At 62.8% G+C, this 19,269-nt stretch carries 19 protein-coding genes; 11 read left to right on the top strand and 8 right to left on the bottom strand.

All coding sequences use genetic code 11. The features are described from left to right. Positions 1-34: 34 nt before the first annotated feature. Positions 35-2,356 (top strand): penicillin-binding protein 1C, encoded by a 2,322-nt coding sequence (gene pbpC / locus DDIC_RS03105; protein ID WP_247647533.1) that lies wholly within the window; start codon positions 35-37, stop codon positions 2,354-2,356. A 63-nt stretch (positions 2,357-2,419) separates the two neighbouring features. Here the strand turns inward: pbpC and mutM are convergent, their stop codons facing one another. The 5 genes from mutM to ffh all read right to left on the bottom strand — a co-directional run bounded on the left by mutM (position 2,420) and on the right by ffh (position 6,551). Beyond that, positions 2,420-3,280, bottom strand: a complete 861-nt coding sequence (gene mutM / locus DDIC_RS03100) for a bifunctional DNA-formamidopyrimidine glycosylase/DNA-(apurinic or apyrimidinic site) lyase (protein ID WP_136399095.1) — start codon at positions 3,278-3,280, stop codon at positions 2,420-2,422. A 257-nt stretch (positions 3,281-3,537) separates the two neighbouring features. Beyond that, the gene (gene rimM / locus DDIC_RS03095; protein ID WP_247647532.1) at positions 3,538-4,068 is read right to left on the bottom strand and encodes a ribosome maturation factor RimM; all 531 of its coding nucleotides are present in this window, start codon (positions 4,066-4,068) and stop codon (positions 3,538-3,540) included. A gap of 125 nt (positions 4,069-4,193) precedes the next feature. Beyond that, entirely contained in the window at positions 4,194-4,424 is a 231-nt protein-coding gene (locus tag DDIC_RS03090) for a KH domain-containing protein (protein WP_136399094.1), read from the bottom strand. A 218-nt stretch (positions 4,425-4,642) separates the two neighbouring features. Beyond that, complete coding sequence (gene rpsP, locus DDIC_RS03085) at positions 4,643-4,882, bottom strand: 30S ribosomal protein S16 (RefSeq protein WP_136399093.1); 240 nt, start codon at positions 4,880-4,882, stop codon at positions 4,643-4,645. A 124-nt stretch (positions 4,883-5,006) separates the two neighbouring features. Next, a complete protein-coding gene (gene ffh, locus DDIC_RS03080) occupies positions 5,007-6,551 on the bottom strand; it encodes a signal recognition particle protein (RefSeq protein ID WP_136399092.1) in 1,545 nt (514 codons plus the stop codon). Between the two features lie 573 nt (positions 6,552-7,124). On the opposite strand from ffh, the gene guaB reads away from it, so the two are divergent. The 10 genes from guaB (at position 7,125) to DDIC_RS03030 (ending at position 16,157) form a co-directional block, all read left to right on the top strand. Continuing rightward, positions 7,125-8,582, top strand: a complete 1,458-nt coding sequence (gene guaB / locus DDIC_RS03075) for an IMP dehydrogenase (protein WP_136399091.1) — start codon at positions 7,125-7,127, stop codon at positions 8,580-8,582. Between the two features lie 291 nt (positions 8,583-8,873). Then, positions 8,874-10,409, top strand: a complete 1,536-nt coding sequence (gene guaA, locus DDIC_RS03070) for a glutamine-hydrolyzing GMP synthase (protein WP_136399090.1) — start codon at positions 8,874-8,876, stop codon at positions 10,407-10,409. A 9-nt stretch (positions 10,410-10,418) separates the two neighbouring features. Next, entirely contained in the window at positions 10,419-11,114 is a 696-nt protein-coding gene (gene tatB, locus DDIC_RS03065) for a Sec-independent protein translocase protein TatB (RefSeq protein WP_136399089.1), read from the top strand. Between the two features lie 419 nt (positions 11,115-11,533). After that, on the top strand, positions 11,534-12,346 hold the full coding sequence (tatC, locus tag DDIC_RS03060) for a twin-arginine translocase subunit TatC (RefSeq protein WP_136400996.1): 813 nt from the start codon (positions 11,534-11,536) through the stop codon (positions 12,344-12,346). After that, on the top strand, positions 12,343-12,942 hold the full coding sequence (locus tag DDIC_RS03055) for an imidazoleglycerol-phosphate dehydratase (RefSeq protein ID WP_136399088.1): 600 nt from the start codon (positions 12,343-12,345) through the stop codon (positions 12,940-12,942). The genes tatC and DDIC_RS03055 overlap by 4 nt, the downstream gene beginning before the upstream one ends. After that, positions 12,942-13,601: a hypothetical protein gene (locus DDIC_RS03050; RefSeq protein WP_136399087.1), complete on the top strand. Its 660-nt coding sequence runs from the start codon at positions 12,942-12,944 to the stop codon at positions 13,599-13,601. Before DDIC_RS03055 ends, DDIC_RS03050 begins: the two co-directional genes overlap by 1 nt. Next, complete coding sequence (hisA, locus tag DDIC_RS03045; RefSeq protein WP_136399086.1) at positions 13,598-14,329, top strand: 1-(5-phosphoribosyl)-5-[(5-phosphoribosylamino)methylideneamino]imidazole-4-carboxamide isomerase; 732 nt, start codon at positions 13,598-13,600, stop codon at positions 14,327-14,329. Before DDIC_RS03050 ends, hisA begins: the two co-directional genes overlap by 4 nt. A gap of 435 nt (positions 14,330-14,764) precedes the next feature. Then, positions 14,765-15,250, top strand: coding sequence for a DMT family transporter (locus DDIC_RS03040; RefSeq protein WP_136399085.1), 486 nt, complete (start codon positions 14,765-14,767; stop codon positions 15,248-15,250). Continuing rightward, the gene (locus tag DDIC_RS03035) at positions 15,250-15,588 is read left to right on the top strand and encodes an SMR family transporter (RefSeq protein ID WP_136399084.1); all 339 of its coding nucleotides are present in this window, start codon (positions 15,250-15,252) and stop codon (positions 15,586-15,588) included. Before DDIC_RS03040 ends, DDIC_RS03035 begins: the two co-directional genes overlap by 1 nt. A gap of 29 nt (positions 15,589-15,617) precedes the next feature. Then, the gene (locus DDIC_RS03030) at positions 15,618-16,157 is read left to right on the top strand and encodes a hypothetical protein (RefSeq protein WP_136399083.1); all 540 of its coding nucleotides are present in this window, start codon (positions 15,618-15,620) and stop codon (positions 16,155-16,157) included. 54 nt (positions 16,158-16,211) lie between these two features. Here the strand turns inward: DDIC_RS03030 and DDIC_RS03025 are convergent, their stop codons facing one another. The 3 genes from DDIC_RS03025 to DDIC_RS03015 form a co-directional block, all read right to left on the bottom strand. Further along, entirely contained in the window at positions 16,212-16,787 is a 576-nt protein-coding gene (locus DDIC_RS03025; RefSeq protein WP_136399082.1) for a histidine phosphatase family protein, read from the bottom strand. Next, positions 16,784-18,016 carry a DVU_1551 family NTP transferase gene (locus tag DDIC_RS03020; RefSeq protein ID WP_136399081.1) on the bottom strand — a complete coding sequence of 411 codons (1,233 nt, stop codon included), beginning with the start codon at positions 18,014-18,016 and terminating at the stop codon, positions 16,784-16,786. Before DDIC_RS03020 ends, DDIC_RS03025 begins: the two co-directional genes overlap by 4 nt. 72 nt (positions 18,017-18,088) lie before the next feature. After that, positions 18,089-19,267, bottom strand: coding sequence for a DVU_1553 family AMP-dependent CoA ligase (locus DDIC_RS03015; protein ID WP_136399080.1), 1,179 nt, complete (start codon positions 19,265-19,267; stop codon positions 18,089-18,091). Positions 19,268-19,269 lie beyond the last annotated feature (2 nt).

Genomic DNA, 19,269 nt, shown 5'->3' with positions numbered 1-19,269 from the left:
TTGTCTGGCCTTGCCGCTAGCGCGCAACCGGGCCTTGCTTGCAATTCATGCCGTCTGCGCCGCCCTGCGGCGCAGACGGCGCGTTGCTGCCGCTGTTGGCCTTGCGGCCCTGCCGCTGGCGGCGCTGCTCGTCTGGCTGGCTCTTGCCCCTTGCCCCCATCCGCTGGAAGGCGTGCCCTTTTCGCGCATGGTGCTGGACAAACGCGGCGGCATCATGCGCGTGAGCCTTGCCGCCGACCAAAAATACCGCATCCGCACCCGTCTTGCCGATATTCCCCCGGCTGCGGTGGACACCGTGCTGCGGTACGAAGACAGGTACTTCTGGCATCACCCCGGCATCAACCCCCTTTCGCTCTTCCGGGCCGCAGCCGGTATTGTCGCGGGCGGCCGCCGCATGGGCGGCTCGACCATCACCATGCAGGTGGCGCGGCTCTCCGCCGGGCTTGAAACCGGCAGGATGCGGGCCAAACTGCAACAGATGCTGCTGGCCCTGCAACTTGAATGGCACTACAGCAAGCAAGAAATTCTCGAAGCCTACTTCAACCTGGCCCCCTACGGCGGCAATGTGGAAGGGCTGGGCGCGGCGGCGGTGTGCTATTTTCACAAAACCGCCGCCCAGCTGGCCCCGGCGGAGAGTGCCGCCCTCATGCTTGTGCCGCAAAACCCTGCCCGGCGCAGGCCCGCCCCCGACAACAAGGCCTTTACCCAGGCCGTGCACAGGCTCAACGAAACATGGTTTGGCAAAAAGGAATCTGCCCCCCTGCGCGTTTACAGCCCGCAGGACATGCCCTTTGTCGCGCCCCATCTCAGCACCGAACTTTTGCAGCGCCCCGGCGTGGACACCCTGCGCACGACCCTCGACACAACCGCCCAACGCCGCATGGAGCGCCAGCTGGCGCGCTTTGCCGCCCGCCACAGCGCCTACGGGCTCACCAACTGCGCCGCCCTGCTGCTGCACTGGCCCAGCATGGAGGTGCGCGCGTTGGCAGGGTCCGCCGACTTTTTTAACCGCGCCATCGAAGGCCAGGTTGACGGCACGCGGGCGCGCCGGTCGCCCGGCTCAACCCTCAAGCCCATGATCTACGCCCTCGCGCTGGAGCAGGGCCTCATCCATCCCCAAACCCTGCTGGCCGACACGCCGCACAGTTTTGCCGGCTATGATCCGGAAAACTACGACGGCGCATTTCGCGGCCCGCTTTCCGCCGCTGAAGCCCTGCGCGCCAGCCGCAACGTACCCGCCATAACGCTGACGGCCAGGCTTACCCGGCCCACGCTCTACGAATTTTTGCGCCGCGCCGGGGTGGAATTTGCCGACGGCGCCGACCACTACGGGCTGTCTCTGGTGCTTGGAGGGGCTGAGGTAAGCATGCGCGAACTGGCGGGCCTGTACGCCATGCTGGCCAACAAGGGAGTGTGGCGGCCCCTGCGCTTTCTTGCCGACGAGGCCCCTTCGGCCCCTGCCCTGCCCCTGCTGACGCCCGAGGCGGCCTTTGTAACGCTGTCCATGCTTGAAGCGCAGGACCCGGACAGGATGGCGCGCTCGCAGGGCGGCGTGGTGCTGCCCGTGCGCCTCAAAACCGGCACGTCCAACGGCTTTCGCGATGCCTGGGCCGTGGGGCAGTTTGGCCCCTACGTGCTGGCCGTATGGGTGGGCAATTTCAACAATGCCGCCAATCCGCTACTGGTGGGCGGCATGGTGGCAGCGCCGCTGTTTATGGATATGGCCCGCGAGCTGACGGCCGCAGAACCCATGACGGATCCCTTCCGCGATCCGGCCCCCGGCCTCAATGTGGAAAAAATGCGCGTGTGCGCCGCAACGGGCGACCTTGATACATCCCTGTGCCCGGAAACCACGCTCGCCTGGTTTATCCCCGGTGTTTCGCCGGTGGCCCCGTCGGGCGTATTTCGGCCCATACTCATCGACAAAGCCAGCGGCCTGCGGGCCTGCATTCCGCAGGAGGGCCGCACGGAGCAGCGCATATGGGAGTTCTGGCCCAGCGATCTGGCCCGCATGTTTGCCCGCGCGGGCATGCCCAAACCGCCCCCGCCGCCCTTTGAAGAGCAGTGCCGGCGTGAGCAGAAGGTTGCAGGCCAGCCGCCCGCCATTATTCAGCCCAAAAGCGGCCTGATCTACCGCCGTACGGCGGAGGCGCAGAACGACAGCATGGTCTTTATGGCCCATGCCGAGGCTGGCGTGCGCGAGCTCTACTGGTTTGCCAATGACAGTTATGTGGGCAGCACCGCGCCGGGCGAGCCGCTGCTGTGGCAGACGGGTCTGGGCGATGTGACGGTACGGGTGGTGGACGACGCGGGACGCGCCGCGCGGCGCAGCATCCGCGTACGGCCCGCGCCCTGAAAAGGTCGGGGATGGTGCATGGAGGAATAGTGCGGGGGCGGGATGCCCCGCAGGAACAGTAAACTACTTCTGGCAGTGCGGGCAGTAGACAGTGGCCCGGCCCGCCACCTTGCATTTTTCCAGGCTGCGGCCGCAGGCGCGGCAGGCCTGCCCGCCCCTGCCGTACACGGCAAAGCAGTTCTGAAACGCCCCCACATTGCCGTTGGCGTCGCGGTAATCGCGTATGGAGCTGCCGCACTGCGAGATGGACAGCAGCAAGACATCCTTGAGGCTGCGCAACAGACGGCCTCGCTGCGCCGTCGAGAGGGAGGCCGCCTTGCGGCGCGGGTCAATGCCTGCGGCAAACAGGCTTTCGTCCGCATAAATATTGCCCACGCCCGCCAGCACTTTCTGGTCCAGCAACACGGCCTTGATGGCCGAATTTTTACCGTCGAGGCGGGCGCTGAAGGCCGCTTCGGTCAGTTCCAGCGGCTCTGGCCCAAGCTCGCGCCAGAAGTCCCAACGCTGCATGGTTTGCGGCGTACCCGCCAGCAACACGCCAAAAGCCCGCACATCATCAAAAAACAGACAGCGAGCCTCGCCCCCGGCGCTTTGCAGCGCAAACACGCAACGCGTGTGCGGCCCCGGCTCGGCATGGGCCTCGTGGGTCATGAGCCTGCCAGTCATGCGCAGATGCACCGCCAGCCTCAGGCCGGTCGCGCCCCGCACGCCTTCATTCACCGCCTGCGCGGCGTCCAGCTCAAGCAGCAGCAGCTTGCCCCGCCTGCCCACGCCGGTAATGACGCAGCCCTGCAAATCCTCTGGCCGCAAGCTCAGGGGATGCAGGCTCGAATCGCGCAGCAGCCGCGCCCCGGTGATGACGCAGCCCTGCACATGAGGCAGCAGGGTGCGGGCAACGGTTTCTACTTCCGGCAATTCCGGCATGGTTTGTCCTGTCTGTTGTGCGATTGTTCCGGTCTGTACCGGCGACGGTTTGCGCCAGTGGACCGCGCAATAGTTTCAGGGGAGAAACCTTCGGCTGAAAGCTTCTCCCCATATCCGCCACGCGCGCAAACCGCGTGTACTGTCTCGCCAGCCGCCAGGGGCGGGCAAAATTTGTGGTTGCCTGGCCTAACCAGCCATGTGGGCCAGCCAGACGGACCTGCCAGGCGGATCAGCCAGGCCTGTAGGTCAGCCGGGCCTTACTTGCCCTCGGCAAGGTAGATGTCCAGCAGCCCCTCTGGCGGGTCAATGACCACAGCAGGGCCGTCCATGTCAAAGCCCGCGATAAACTCCGGCCGGGCGGGAAAGAGCACTTCCTTGTCGTCGTCGGTCATGATGACCCACATTTCAAGGTCAGCCGGGTATTCAAAATGGTCGAGCCTGCCTATGCGACTGCCGTCGGGCAAGAGCACGTCGCAGCCAAGCAGGTCTTCCAGATACATCTCGTCGTCATCGGTTTCGGGCAGGTCTTCGCGCCGCATGAGCAGCTGGCAGCCGCGCAGGGCCTCGGCCGCCGTGCGGTCGGCAACCCCCTCGATCTGCAGCAGGGGGCGCTCCTTGTGGCTACGCACCGCCGCTATTTTGACCTTGCGGGGTTCATCCTTGCCCCGCTGCAACCAGAGAGGCATGCCCAAAAGCAAGGGGGAGTCCGCATACCAGTCGATGCAGATCTCCCCTTTGATGCCGTGGGGCCGCGCCAGCGTACCCATGTGAATCCAGGATTCCGTCATATTTCCAGTTTTGCCGCAGAGCGGCTGGCTGATTGTTGCCGCACCGACAGACAGTGCAACAGGCGGAACCGGTTTTTCCCTTCACTGCCGCCGCAAGGCGGCAACGAGCGGGAAAAAACGCGGCGCTACTCCATAATTTCCAGCACTGTGCGTTTTTTGCACTTGATGGATGCGGCGCTCAGGATGGTGCGCATGGCTCTCGCCGTGCGCCCCTGTTTGCCGATAACCTTGCCAAGGTCCTCTTTGGCGACCTTGAGCTCAAGAACCGTGGTCTGTTCGCCTTCAACCTCGCTGACCTGCACATCTTCGGGGTTGTCCACCAGGGACCGGGCAATGTATTCTATCAGGGCTTTCATAAGTACCTCCAGTGGGGGGTCAGCCTGAGAGCCAGGGCGCGCATGCACGTCCACGACTCAAACGGGGCCTGCAAGCAGGCCGCCGCCGGTCCGTTGGAACCGGGAAAAATATTGCCTGAGCTTTCCCAAAGAACAGCCCGCAGCAAAATTCTCCTTCAGGCCTTGCCTGAAAGAGATTTGCCGTGGGCCTTGCGCCGCCGCAAAGAAAAGCCCGAAAACTAGGCCAGGTGCTCTTTGATCAGAGCGCGCACTGTGTCGGTGGGCTCAGCGCCGCGACCCAGCCATTCCTGAATCTTGCCAGCGTCAAGCTTCACTTCAGCCGGATTGACCATGGGGTTGTAGTAGCCCAGGAATTCCAGCGGACGGCCATCGCGGCGGGTTTCGTCGGTAGCGGCCACCACACGGTAGAAGGGGTGCTTCTTGCTGCCAAGGCGGGTCAATTTCAACTTTACTGCCATGAGTCCAACTCCCTTTGATTGATGTTATGTTAGCGTTGCGCCCGGGAAAGGGCAAGGGCGGGAAGCCCTGGCGCAAAGAGATTTACTGCCGCGCGTGGCGGCGCTCCTTGCCCCGTAAATTTGTTTACTTTTTTTTGCGCTTGGGGCGCTCTTTTTTCTTGCGTTTTTTGGGCGCGGCCTTGGTCGCGCCAGCGCGCGCTCCGGTCATGCCTTCCATTCCGGGCATTCCACCCATCCCCGGCATGCCGGGCATTCCACCCATGCCGCCCATGTTGGGCATACCGCCCATACCGCCAAGCCCCTTGGGCAGGTTCATGCCGGGGGGCATGCCGCGCATGCGGGGCATGGAGGGCATTTTGGCGCCCTTGCCGCCCATCATGCCTTTCATCATCTGGCGCATCTGCTCAAACTGGCGCACAAGCTGGTTTACCTGAGCTACGGTAACGCCCGAGCCCTTGGCAATACGCGCCCTGCGGCTGCCGTTGAGGATGTCGGGGTTGCGACGTTCGGCCATGGTCATGGAATTGATGATGGCCTCGGTGCGCTCCATTTCCTTTTCAGGCATGGCGCCGCTGGCTTCGGCCAGCTTTTCGCGCAGGCCCCCCATACCAGGAATCATCTTAAGGATGCTGTCGAGCGAACCAAGCTTTTTGATGCGGCGCATCTGGGTGCGGAAATCTTCAAGGTCAAAGCTGGCCTTCTTCATCTTGAGGGCCAGTTCTTCGGCTTCTTCGGCGTTGATGGTGCTCTGCGCCTTTTCCACCAACGTGAGCACGTCGCCCATGCCAAGTATGCGCCCGGCGATGCGGTCGGGATGGAAGACCTCCATCTCGGACAGCTTTTCGCCCATGCCCACAAACTTGACGGGCGCGCCGGTAACCGAGCGGATGGAGAGAGCAGCGCCGCCGCGCGCATCGCCGTCCATCTTGGTGAGCACCACGCCGGTAATGCCAAGCTGCTCGTTAAAGCTTTCGGCCACGGTCACGGCGTCCTGACCGGTCATGGCGTCGGCCACAAACAGAATTTCCTGCGGCTGCACGGCCTGCTTTATGGCAACCAGCTCCTGCATGAGCAGCTCGTCCACGTGCAGGCGGCCAGCGGTATCAAGCAGCAGCACGGTTGCCTGATCTTCGCGGGCCTTTTCAAGCGCGGCCTTGGCGATTTCCACGGGGTTCATGTCCACCGTGGAGGGGTAGCAGGGTATGTCGAGCTGCTTTGCCAGCACGGTCAGCTGATCAATGGCGGCCGGGCGGTACACGTCGGCGGGCACAAGATAGGGCCGCATTTTCTGCTTGCGCAGAATATTGGCAATCTTGCCCGCAGAGGTGGTTTTACCCGAGCCCTGCAGGCCCACCAGCATGATGACCGCAGGCTCGCGCCCCTGCAGGTTGAGCCCGGCGGTTTCGCCGCCAAGCAGCTGCACAAGCTCGTCGTGAACAATCTTGACCACCTGCTGGGCCGGGCTGACGCCCTTGAGCACCTCCTGCCCCAGACACTTTTCGCGCACGCTTTCCACAAAGTCTTTAACGACCTTGAAGTTGACGTCCGCTTCAAGCAGGGCAAGGCGCACCTCGCGCAGGCCTGCCTGCACGTTTTCTTCGGTAAGCTGGCCGCGCCCGCTGAATGAGCGGAATACGCCTGAAAGTCTGTCGGAAAGGCTCTCGAACATGAAGACCCCATTGCACCGCAGCCTCTGCGGCGAAAAAATCGGCGCTGTAGCGCCCGCCCTGGCGCAGCCGCTACTCGCAATAGGGCCGCGCGTTGGTCGAAGTGCTGATTCATAGGCTGTTTGGGGCAGCACGTCAAGCCTTACGCGCAGAATGCCCGCGCACGAGAGGCTTTTTGCAGGCCCGCCCGCAAAGCTCCACCGCTCAAGGGCTGCCAGCCCCCTTGCAAAAATCGGCTAAAAGCTGTAGGTCGCCAGCACCCCCTCGAACGGCATAAACGCGCACCGCGCCTGCCGTACGGGTGCAACCCGCCGCGCATGCCGCGCGCGCCAGGGCGCGAAACCACGCTTGAATACGATGACAAACCCCGCCCTGCGGAGTTTGCGCCCCGGCGGTACACAGACCGCCCATGTTTTTTTACGCTGAAACAGCCACCGGCACGGATATCCTGCGCACCCGCAACCCCTTGTGGCCCAAGGGCTGGCGAGCGCTGCCCTCATTGACATATGAGGCACAAGGGGATAGTCTTTTGGATTATAATTTTCAGAATTATTACAGCCAATTACGAGGACGTCATGTTCACCAATCGCGGTAAGGCGCTGACCTTTGACGACATTTTGCTAGTCCCCGGCTTTTCGGACATCACTCCTGACGCCGTAGACATCTCCACCTGGCTCACCCCCGAAATTCCCCTGCGCATCCCCCTGCTTTCTGCCGCCATGGACACCGTGACGGAATCGGCCATGGCCATCTCCATGGCCCGCATGGGCGGTATTGGCATTATCCACAAAAACATGCCCGTTGCCCGCCAACGTCTTGAAGTGGAAAAAGTCAAGAAGAGCGAAAGCGGCATGATTCTTGACCCCGTGACCATCTCGCCCAACAACACCGTGCAGGAAGCCATGGACCTCATGTCCGACTTTCGCGTTTCGGGTTTGCCGGTGGTGGAAGATGGCCGTCTGGTGGGCATTCTGACAAACCGCGACGTGCGGTTTGTGCAGGACGGCGCAGCGGTGCGCGTTTCAGAAGTGATGACCAGCACCAACCTTGTGACCGTGCCCATGGGCACCTCGCTTGAAGAATCCAAGCGTCACCTGCACGAGCACCGCATCGAAAAACTGCTGGTGGTTGACGACCAGGGTCTCCTGCGCGGGCTCATCACCATGAAGGACATCGACAAGGTCCAAAAATACCCCAACGCCTGCAAAGACTCCAACGGCCGCTTGCGCGTGGGCGCTGCCATCGGCATTGGCCGCGACTGCGAATCACGCTCCGAGCAGCTGCTCGAGGCAGGCGTGGACGTGCTGGTGCTCGACTCGGCGCACGGCCACTCGCTCAACGTGCTCAAGGCCATCCGCATGGTCAAGACCGCGTTTCCCAACTGCCAGCTGGTGGCAGGCAACGTGGCGACCTACGAAGGCGCAAAGGCCATCCTTGAAGCAGGTGCCGACGCCGTCAAGGTCGGCATCGGACCCGGCTCCATCTGCACCACCCGTATCGTGGCAGGCGTGGGCGTGCCGCAGGTTACCGCCGTTATGGAAGGCAGCCGCGCCGCGCGCGAAATGGACCGTTGCTGCGTCGCCGACGGCGGCATCAAGTTTTCGGGAGACATCGTCAAGGCCCTCGTGGTAGGTGCGCATTCGGTAATGATCGGCTCCCTCTTTGCCGGTACCGAAGAAAGCCCCGGCGAAACAATTCTGTATCAGGGCCGCACCTACAAGATATATCGCGGCATGGGCTCCATCGACGCCATGAAGGAAGGCAGCTCCGACCGCTACTTCCAGGAAAAGAGCAAAAAGCTCGTGCCCGAAGGCATCGTTGGCCGCGTGCCCTACCGTGGCCCGGTCATGGAAGCCGTGTACCAGCTCATGGGCGGCCTGCGCTCGGGCATGGGGTACGTGGGCGCGCATAACCTGAACGACCTTTTTGAAAACACTACCTTCTGCGAGATTTCACCGGCGGGCCTGCGCGAAAGCCACGTGCACGACGTTGTCATCACCAAGGAAGCTCCCAACTACCGCATCGAGAACTAGGCCAGACCGCGACAAGCGGCTGCAGCCCCCGACGGTATTGACTGAGCCTGCTTTTTGGCACCGCGCTGCACAAGCGCACCCAGGGCAGGAGTTCCCTGACGGGGGCAAACCCCATCTCGCGGCGACATCTGCGGGAAGCGCGACGGCGGCAAGGCGGTTGCGCTTCCCCACAAGCCCCGGCATCGAGCCGATCGGACGAGCGATCAGGCGCAAGATCGGGCAAACGATCAACCGGGCGCACGGAAGCGGCGCACAGCAACAGGCCACGGCCAGCACCAGGCGAGGACACACATGCCCAGCAAAGTCATCATTATTGACTACGGCTCACAGGTTACCCAGCTCATCGCGCGCCGCGTGCGCGAAGCCGGGGTTTACTCCGAAATACATTCCTGCATTACCACAGCCGCCCAGGTGGCGGCCATGAAGCCCTCCGCCATCATTCTCTCAGGCGGGCCCGCCAGCGTGGGCGAAGCCGACGCCCCGGTGCTTGACCCCGGTTTTCTTGATCTCGGCGTGCCGGTGCTTGGCATCTGCTACGGCATGCAGCTGCTGGCCCAGAATCTCGGTGGCCAGCTTGCCCAGTCGCTCACGCGCGAGTACGGCCCTTCCGACCTCACCCTCACCGCGGCCTGCCCCTTGTGGGATGGCATCGCGTCGACCAGCCGCGTGTGGATGAGCCACGGCGACAAGGTGCTTGCGCCTCCGCCAGGCTTTACCATCACGGGCCGCACCCCCACCCTTGACGTGGCTGCCATGGCCGACGAAACCCGCAAGATATACGCCGTGCAGTTCCATCCCGAGGTGCACCACAGCGTAGACGGCGAGCGCATGCTGCGCAACTTCCTGTTCAAGGTTGCCGCCATCAAGCCTGACTGGACCATGTCTTCATTTGTGGAGCGCGTGGTTGCCGAAATGGCCGAGCAGGTGGGCGACCGCCATGTGGTCTGCGCGCTTTCGGGCGGCATTGATTCCACCGTGGTGGCCGTGCTGCTCAACAAGGCCATCGGCAAGCGCCTGCACTGCATCTTTGTGGATAACGGACTGCTGCGCCTTGGCGAAGGCGACGAGGTTGTCAGCTACCTGCGCGAGCACTTTGACCTCAACCTCAATTTTGTGCAGGCGCAGGAGCGTTTTCTCTCCAAGCTTGCTGGCGTGGACGATCCGGAAAAAAAGCGCAAGATCATCGGCCACACCTTTATTGAAATTTTTGACGAAGAAGCCAAAAAGCTGCCCGAGGTGGAGTTTCTGGCGCAGGGCACGCTGTACCCCGACGTTATCGAATCGGTGTCGCACAAGGGCCCCAGCGCCGTCATCAAGAGCCACCACAACGTAGGCGGTCTGCCCGACTCCATGAAACTCAAGCTCATTGAGCCCCTGCGCGAACTGTTCAAGGACGAAGTGCGCAAGGTTGCCGCAGAGCTTGGCATGCCCGACTCCATCGTGTGGCGGCATCCCTTCCCCGGTCCCGGTCTGGCCATCCGCGTGCTTGGTGAAATTACCGAAGAACGCCTGCAGATACTGCGTCTGGCCGACAAGATCGTGCAGCAGGAGCTGCGCGAATCCGGCTGGTACCGCAAGGTGTGGCAGGGCTTTGCCGTGCTGCTGCCGCTCAAGACCGTGGGCGTCATGGGCGATGGCCGCACTTACGAGCATGTGATCGCCCTGCGCGTGGTAGACAGCGTGGACGCCATGACCGCCGACTGGGCGCGGCTGCCCGCAGAGCTCATCGAGCGCATGTCGAGCCGCATCATCAACGAGGTCAAGGGCGTCAACCGCGTGGTGTACGACGTTTCGTCCAAACCGCCGAGCACCATTGAGTGGGAATAGGGGGGCAGCATGTTTGGGATAGGAAGCTCTGAACTTCTGGTCATCCTGGTGGTGGCCCTCATTGTTCTTGGCCCCAAAAGCCTCGCCAACGTGTCGCGCACGCTGGGCAAGGCCATGGGTGAATTCCGCCGGGTTTCCACAGATTTTCAGCGCACGCTGAATGCTGAGGCCGAGGAGGAAGAACAACGCAAACGCAAGCAGGAGGCTGCCCGCGCAGCCAAGGAAGCCGCAGCAGCGGCCAAGGAAGCGCGCGCGGCCAAGGAAGGCGCTGAAGCGGCTGGCACGGCGACAGCAACAGCGCAGGGCGAAAACATACCTGCCTCCGAGGCTGTCATTGACGCTTCCGCAACCAGCTCCACGGCGCAGGCCGGGCAGGCCGCGCCAGCAGCCCAGCAGGAGGCGGCCCAGACCGTCCAGCCTGTTGCCGCCGAAGCCCATGCAGCCGAGAACTCGCAGGAGGCCGCCGCAACCGGGGCCCCCACCGCTGAGCCGGTTGCCGAGGCAAAGGTTGTGGACGCTCAGGTTGTGGAAAGCCCCGCAAACGCCAAGGCAGACGCCGCCCCGGCAACGCCCCCCGCGGGCAGCCCGCTGGCCGAGGCCCTTGCCAAAACCAGGGCCGAGGCTGAGGCAGCCGAAGTAAAGCAGCCAGCCGCCTCAGGCGCAGCGCAGGTTGCCGCAGCCACTGACAACGGCGGCAAGGCATGAGCACAGACAAACCCTTGAGCCCTGAGGTGGCCGCTGCTACGTCTGCCCCTGAGACCGCAGGGGATGCTTCCCTTAATAACGTAAACGATACTGCAACGGCCCCGGTAGACCCGGCGGCAGATGCGACTGCGGCGGCGCAAACGCCGTCGGTCGAGGCTGCCCCCGCACAGGCTGCCGACCTTGCGCAAGAGGCAGCGACGGCAGATCCTCAGACCGGATCGGAAGCCGCCCCTGACGCGGCTGCCGAGGCCGCGCCGCCAACGCAGGCCGACGGTCAGCCTCCCCTGCCCCCTGTTCCGCCCGTGGGCGAAACGCTGAGCCCTGCGGCAGAGCCGGAAAACCTGCCCGCCCAGAGCGAAAGCGCCCCTCCCGCCGCACCGGAAGGCGAAGAGGAAGAGGCGGAAGGCGATGACCGCCCCATGGGCCTTATGGACCACCTTTCGGAACTGCGCGGCCGCCTTGTGCGCTGCTGCCTGGCCGTCATGGTGGGCTTTATGGCCTGCTGGGCCATTGTAGACCCCATTTTTGACGCACTGGTCGACCCGCTGCTCAAGGTGTTGCCCGAAGGCTCGCACGCCATCTACACCACCCTGCCCGAAGGCTTTTTTACACGCATGCACATTTCTTTTGTGGCAGGCGTGTTTGTGAGCAGCCCGGTCATTTTTTACCAGATATGGTCCTTCATAGCCCCCGGCCTGTATGAAGAAGAAAAACGGCACATTCTGCCTGTGGCCTTTATGTCGGCATTTTTCTTCATCAGCGGCGGCGCGTTTTGCTACTTTGTGGTCTTTCCCAATGCCTTTGCCTTTTTTGTGAGTTACGCCACCGACACCATTGTGGCCATGCCCAAGATCAGCGATTATTTGAGCTTTGTGCTCAAGCTCATTCTCGCCTTTGGTCTGGTGTTTGAAATGCCCCTGTTCGCCTTTTTTCTGGCGCGCATGGGCATTATCACAGCCGCGCTTATGCGCCGGGTACGCCGCTACGCCATCCTTGGCATCTTTATTGTTGCGGCCATTCTTTCGCCGCCTGACGTGGTTTCGCAGCTGCTTATGGCCGCGCCCATGCTTGTGCTGTACGAAATAAGCATCTATGTGGCCTCGGCCTTTGGCAAAAAGACCGCCAAGGATGAAGAATCAGAAGAAAAATCCGACGCCGAAGCAGGCGAAGCCGCTACGGCTGGCGCGGACAAAAAACCGGGCAAGGGCGAACACTCTGCGGAGGACGCATGAGCAACACGGCAATAAGAACTTCCACCCAGGCACGCAAAAGCGCCGAAACTGACATCCGGCTTGAACTGAACCTCGACGGTCAGGGCATCACAGACGTGAAAACCGGTTTTGGCCTGCTTGACCACATGCTGACCCTCACCGCCTTTTGGGCCGGTATGGATCTGCGGCTGGTCTGCGAAGGCGATATGGAAGTGGACGCCCACCACACCACCGAAGATGTAGGTCTGCTGCTTGGCAAGGCGCTGCTTGAGGCCCTTGGCGACAAAGCAGGCATTGCCAGGGTGGGGTATGGCCGTGTACCTATGGATGAAGCCCTTGCAGAAACAACCGTCGATCTTTCGGGCCGCCCCTGGCTTGAATGGCGCGGCGGCGAGCTGTTGCCCCCGGTTCTGGCCGGGGAGGAAAAAGACCTCTGGCGCGAGTTTTACAAGGCCTTTGCCAGCAGCGCCCGCTGCAACCTGCATGTAGAATTCCGCTATGGCCAGAATGGCCATCACTTGCTGGAATCGGCCGCCAAAGGGCTGGGGCTTGCCTTGGCCCAGGCGGTACGCCGAAACGGCACAACTATCAGAAGCACCAAGGGAGGTCTTGATTGATGCAATCCCGACTTCGTATACTGTTGCTGCCCGCGCTCTGCCTGCTGGTGATCGCCTGCGCGTGCAGCCGTCGTCCCACCAGCACGGCGGATGTTCCCCGCGTCATTTCGCCTTCGTATGTCATATCGGTTGCGCCCTTTACCCAACCGATCAACGCAAGCCAGCTGATTACCGGGCATATACCCGAAAATCAGGGGCGTATTGCCGACGAGATGCTGCCCTCGCTTGACCGCCGGTTGCAGAGCGTGCTCACCGCCGACACCAAACGGCAGTACAAGTTTATCAACTCCATTGACCTGCCCAAGGACCTCACGCGCTTTCACAGCTCCGAGCAGCCGCAGGCCCTGCCCCTGTGGATAGCCTACGGCAAAAAACAGGGCGCACAGCTCTTGCTGGTGCCCCAGGTGCTCGACTGGCACGAACGCGAAGGCTCCACAGCCGGCGTTACCGAACCTGCCCATGTGCGCGTGGAATTTTTCCTCATCAACATTGCCAACGGCTATGTGATGTCGCGCTCGGTCTTTGAAGAGCGGCAGGAGGGTCTGGCCGACAATCTGCTCAACGTGGGCACGTTCTTTAAGCGGCACGGCCAGTGGGTTACCGCTGAAGAGATGTCCGTGGACGGCATGCACAAAGCAGTTAAGGACATGAATTTATGATTCTGTTTCCCGCCGTGGACATTCAGGACGGCAAGGCCGTACGTCTCAAGCAGGGGCGCGCTCACGAAAGCACCGTCTTTGCCGAAGACCCAACCGACGCCGCCAAAGCCTGGGAGGCACGCGGCGCGCGCTGGCTGCATGTGGTTGACCTTGACGGGGCCTTTGACGGGGCGGCCAAAAGCCGCAAAATCGTACGCCGTATCTGCACCGAGCTTTCCATCCCCGTGCAGCTTGGCGGCGGTATCCGCGATATGGATACGGCCCGCGCCTACCTTGATGCGGGCGTTTCTCGCCTGATCATAGGCACGCTGGCGCTGGAACAGCCCGACCTGTTTGCCGAGATGTGCCGGGCCTTTCCCGGACGCATCGGCGTCTCGCTGGATGCGGACGGCGGCAAGCTTAAAACGCGCGGCTGGGTGGCCGATACGGGTTTGACCGTAGACGGGGCGCTACCCCGTCTGCTGGCGGACGGCGCGGCCTTTATCATCTATACCGATATTGAACGCGACGGCATGCAGTGCGGCGTAAACGTGGCCGCGCTTGAGCATCTGTCGCGCCTTTCCACCGTGCCGGTCATTGCGGCGGGCGGGGTGGCGACGCTAGCCGACGTGCAGAAACTCTACCCCCTCACCCTCAGCACCAGCCTGGTGGGCGCTGTAAGCGGCAGGGCCCTGTACGAGGGCACCCTCAACCTTGAGGAAGCCAACGCCTGGATTGCCGCCCAGTAGCATCCCGCCTTTGAAACCTTGGTTTTCAAAGATACCAGGATGCCCTTTGGCGTTGAACCACGCCAATGCATTGTTCAGTTCCGCACTGTTGCAGTTCATAAAAAGGCGGGTCGCAGGACCCGCCTTTTCCATTTGCTTCAGCAGCGATGGCTGCCCAGGAGCAATGCAACAAGTCCATGCCTCATACTCACCAGCCATATACCGCGCCCACCACTGCCGCTGCGGTATTGACTCAAGGCTATTCAGCCTTATACTGAACTTATGTTACTATTTATATGTACCTTAACAGCACTTTTACGCTTGTGCTTTTGCGGCTTTACTGAAGAACGCTGCTGGCGTTGCCTGCTATAGCATTTCTCGCTGTTATCTCAAATCATCATCATTATTGTCCTTTGCTTTGCAAAGGCACATCATTGTTCTCAGCGAGATATTTTTATGTTTGCAACAAAACCACACCACTGGTACTGCCTGCTCGCCGCCATAGCTCTGGAAACAGGCGGCACGCTCACCATGAAGCTGGCTCAGGGCTGGAGCTTTGCACATGCGCCAGCCCTGGGGCTGACCGTCATGTGGCTGGCCATCGGCCTGTCGTATATTTTTTTGTCTCACGCGATTACGGGCATCCCTGTAGGGGTGACCTTTGCCTTTTGGGAAGGCCTTGGCCTCACCTGCATTACCCTTGGCAGCGTGTTTTTTCTGGATGAATCCCTGACCCCGCGCCGGATGCTGGGGCTTGCCTGCGTGCTGGCCGGCGCCCTGCTCGTCAATGCAGGCACAGGGCACGGGCCGCAAACCGGGCCTGCTGCCCCACCGAAGGCAAATCGGCGGGATGCGGCGCTGCCCGCAAACACCGATGCCGCTGCCGCCCATTGGCCCGCAGCCCCTGAACGCAGCAATGCGACGCTGAGAGGGGGCCGGTAATGGACGTGACCAATCTGGTAGACAGCGCGGCGTTGCCGCTGGTTATGCTGGCTGCGGCGCTGGATGTTACCGCCAACATGCTGCTTGTGCGGTCCGACAGCTTTCGCCGACGCGGCATGGGCGCTCTGGCCCTGGTGCTGGTGGGGCTGGCTTTCTATTGCCTTTCACTGGCAGTTCGGCATATGGATTTAGCCGTGGCCTACGCCATGTGGGGCGGTTTTGGCATACTGGGCACATCGCTGTGCGGATGGCTGCTGCTGCGCCAAAAACTCAAGGCCAGCGCATTTGCGGGCATAGCCCTGCTTGTGTGCGGCATGGTTCTGCTGCATTCGAGCTGAGGTTTGGACCGGGGCTTTCGGGAGAGTTTATGAGCAAAGGTTTTTGGGACTATCTGGAACACTGGCAAAAAGTTTTTCCGCGTCGGCGTACCGTCAGCTGGCGCGACGGATGGCTGCAAAACGGCTACTGCCGCGATTGTCGCTACTGCTGCGGTCCGCAGGATTCCAACGAACTGTTTCCCATGGGGTTGCTGCCCGACCAGTTGCGGCCCGGGCTCGCCAACGACTTTTTTTTGCTCAGCAAGGATACGGCCTTCATGGACGGCAGGGGCTGCCGCTCGTGCACCAGCCACGGCTGCCGTCTGCCCAGACCCAACAGACCCGTGGCCTGCGGGCTGTTTCCCTTTGTGCTCAACGCGGGCGAGCTGTACCTCTACCAGATATGCCCGGCCAGCCTGTTTACGCCGCTGTCGCGCATGGCCGACCTGGGGCGCGAGGCCGCCGCATGGCTGGCCAAATTCAGCCAACTGGAGCAGGAACATATTGCGCTGAACCTGCCCGCCGACGTGCTTGAAGACCGCTACATCAAGCTGCACATCAGCGTGTACAATCCGACGGCCTGGGTCTGACGCCCAAATGCGGGCGCAGTCTGGGCAAGGGGAAGCAACAGCGCAGGCAGGCCGCTACCACTCGGGCACAAAGGCCCGGCAGCCGTAGTACTGTGGGATGCGCAGCACATCCTTGAGCGGCAGCGCCAGATAGTGGGCCAGCAGAGTGCCGATGACGCCCGCGTGCGAAACCACCAGCAGCGTGGCCGCAGGATACCGCCCGCGCCAGCGGCCAAGCGCCGCCAGCGCCCTGCGCTGGGTCTGCATAAAGCTCTCGCCCTGCGGGGGGCAAAAGTGGGCCATATCATGCCCTCTGTCAGCGTATGCGCCGGGCCAGTGGTCTTCAATTTCCGCCTTGGTCAAGCCCTGCCACAGTCCAAGGCATATCTCGCGCAAGCCGGGCTCCGCATGCAAGGGGACGGTCGCTGGCGGCAAGGACTGCAGCAGAAGGGCCGCAGTTTCGCGACAGCGATCAAGATCAGAGCAGATCGCGACAATCGGCCCCGGCCCCAGCTCGGGCATAAACTGCCGGGCCATGGCGCGTATCTGGTCGCGGCCAGCGTCGCTCAAGGGGATATCGCGCGCGCCGACCATGCGGCGCTCGGGGTTGGGCGGCAAAGAACCGTGCCGCACCAGCCACATTCCGCTCATGCGGCGTGTCCCCGCATTGCGCCGCAATTGCGCACGAGGGCTTTTTCCGCCACATGGGCGGGCGTCCTGCCAATTTCGCGGGCGATGCGTTCTTCCAGCTCTTTGGCGCGGGCAAGGCGTCCCAATATGGCCTCGCAGGCCTGCGAGTCCTGGGCGTAAGCCTCGAGCTTGAGGTCAAAGCGGCGCTGCAAGGGCACAAAGCTGCCGCCATAGCAGTATTTGTCGGCCAGATACACCAGCTCGCGCTCGGTTACCGGCTCGTCGCACGGCAGGGAAAGATCGCGGTGATCCTGCACCAGACGCGCCATTTGCGGTAGCTCCAGCTGACGCAGCAACTGCCCCGCCGCCGCTTCGTGCCGGGGCTGGCCTTTGCAGATATCGTGCAGCAGGCCGCCAGCCAGCGCCCAGCGAGGGTCGACCCCGGCGTCATACCCGGCGGCCTCCCGCGCGTGCGCCAGGGCTTCGGCCAGACAGCAGGCCACAGTGCCCACGGCCCGCGCGTGGCGCAGGCCTTTTTCGGGCACGCCGTGCAGATGGAGCAAAAAATCCGCCTCGACGGGTGAGAGCATGGGGCGCTCAGGGGCCAGCACACGCAAGCGGGCGTAGTCGTCAGGGGTATCCATGTCTTCCAGAATCATGGCGTCGGGCACGGGCACATGACGCAGGGGAGCCCCTTGAAGCGCCCCGCGCAAACCGTTGCCCCCATCGTGCGCCATGATGCGCCCCGCCAAGGCCATGGGAACAAGCGGGGGGTGGCCCTCCTGCGCGTCAAAGACCGGCACAAGCACCGGCAAGGGGTCAGCCTTGCCGCTCACGGCCAGCGCGGCCGCGCGGTCGGCCTCATCCTGCATGGCAGCGTCGCGCAGCGCCAGCAGGGTCAGGGGCCGCACCAGCGGCACATCTACCGGCTGCACAAAAAAATATCCGCCAAAACCGCTCTGCGCCAACGCCGCCACCCCGGCCTGCACCGAAGAAAACATGCCCTGCTGCGGATCAGGATTACGCGCCACGGTGATTCCGAGCGTTTCAGCCTCGCCTTCCACCACCCCGGCATGAAAACCGCTGACGATGACCACGTTCTCCACCCCTGCCGCGCTGTACAGCGCGACCAGACCCCGCAGGGCCGAGCAGAGACCGCCACGGGGCAGCAAGGGCAAGGGAAGCAGAGCCTTGGCCTCGCCCATGCGCGAGGCCATGCCTGCGGCAAGAATGATAACTGCTGGGTTCATGAGCTTCCTTTCCTTCGTCGCGATACGGACACCACATTTGCGGCAGATGCAGGATGGCAATTTTGCGGCCCGTTACAGGCAGGGAGCCTGCCTGCCTCCCCCCTTGGGAGGGCAGACAATGCGGGGGCAGCATCCGGCCCGGCGCTCTATGCGTCCAAGTACCGGGCCAAGCCTGCGCAACGGGCTGCCGCAGGCGCACGGGCCGGGCAGCAGACGGGCGACATCGCCGGTGCGGTACCGTACCAGCGGCATGGCCTCGCGCTGCAGGGTGGTAATGACAACCTCGCCCGCCTGGCCGACGGGCAAAACTTTACTCCCCGAAATATCTACTATTTCTATAAGGACGTCCAGCTCACGGATATGAAAACCGTCGTGGCGCGGGCATTCAACAGCGCAACCGTAGGCTGTTTCTGTAAGCCCGTAGTGATCCAGCACCTCGCACTGCCACACGCGCCTCAGGTTTTGCCCAAGCTCCGCGTCCAGCGGCTCGGCGCTGGAGAGCACCCCCGCCAGGTTCCGCGGCGCGCAACGGGGAAAATGCGCCAGCAGCATGGCCAGCTGCGCCGGGGCCACCACAAGGCAATGTGGCGCGACCTCGCTGAGCCAGCAGGCCAGCGCCGCGCCCGGCTGCCCGCCGCTCTGGCAAAAAACTTCCGGCCCGCGCGCTTGCCCGGCAACCTGACTGTTTGCCGCGCTGCCTGCCTCACTGGCCTTATGTATGTCTGACGGCGGGGCCACAACATCCACCCCGACGCCCCCCAGAGCCTGACGCAACAGATCGGCCACGCCGTCCGGGCGCTCCGCGCCCGGCAGCAGCACGGCCAGACGCTGCCCGGCCCGCACCAGCTGGCTCATGCCCACGGCAAAAAAATCTCGCGTACGGGCAAGGTCGGCATCCGTAAAAGCAAGACGCTTGGGCTGGCCTGTGGTTCCCGACGTGTGCAACGTGACCATGCGCTGTACATCCCCCTGCGAGACGCACAAAAAATCGCCCCAGTTGCTCAGATCCTCAGCGGTGGTAAAGGGCAGGCTCTCCAGGTCTTCCACCCGCGCAAGGTCAAGATTGCAGCACTGCAAACGCGTGGCGTAAAAAAAACCGCGCGCTGCATGCTGCAAGGTCTCGCGCAAACGGGCAAGCCGGGCCTGCGCCAGACAGCCGGGAAGGTCGTGACTGCCGGTTGCGCCGCACTGCGCGGCAAGCCAGCCGTCAAGCGGGCAAGGGGCAAGGCCGACGGATTGGGCGGCATCCATGC

The organism is Desulfovibrio desulfuricans, assembly GCF_004801255.1.
Taxonomy (GTDB): domain Bacteria; phylum Desulfobacterota; class Desulfovibrionia; order Desulfovibrionales; family Desulfovibrionaceae; genus Desulfovibrio; species Desulfovibrio desulfuricans_C.
The sequence above is the reverse complement of the archived record's forward strand: the minus strand, read 5'-3'. Positions and strand labels throughout refer to the sequence as shown.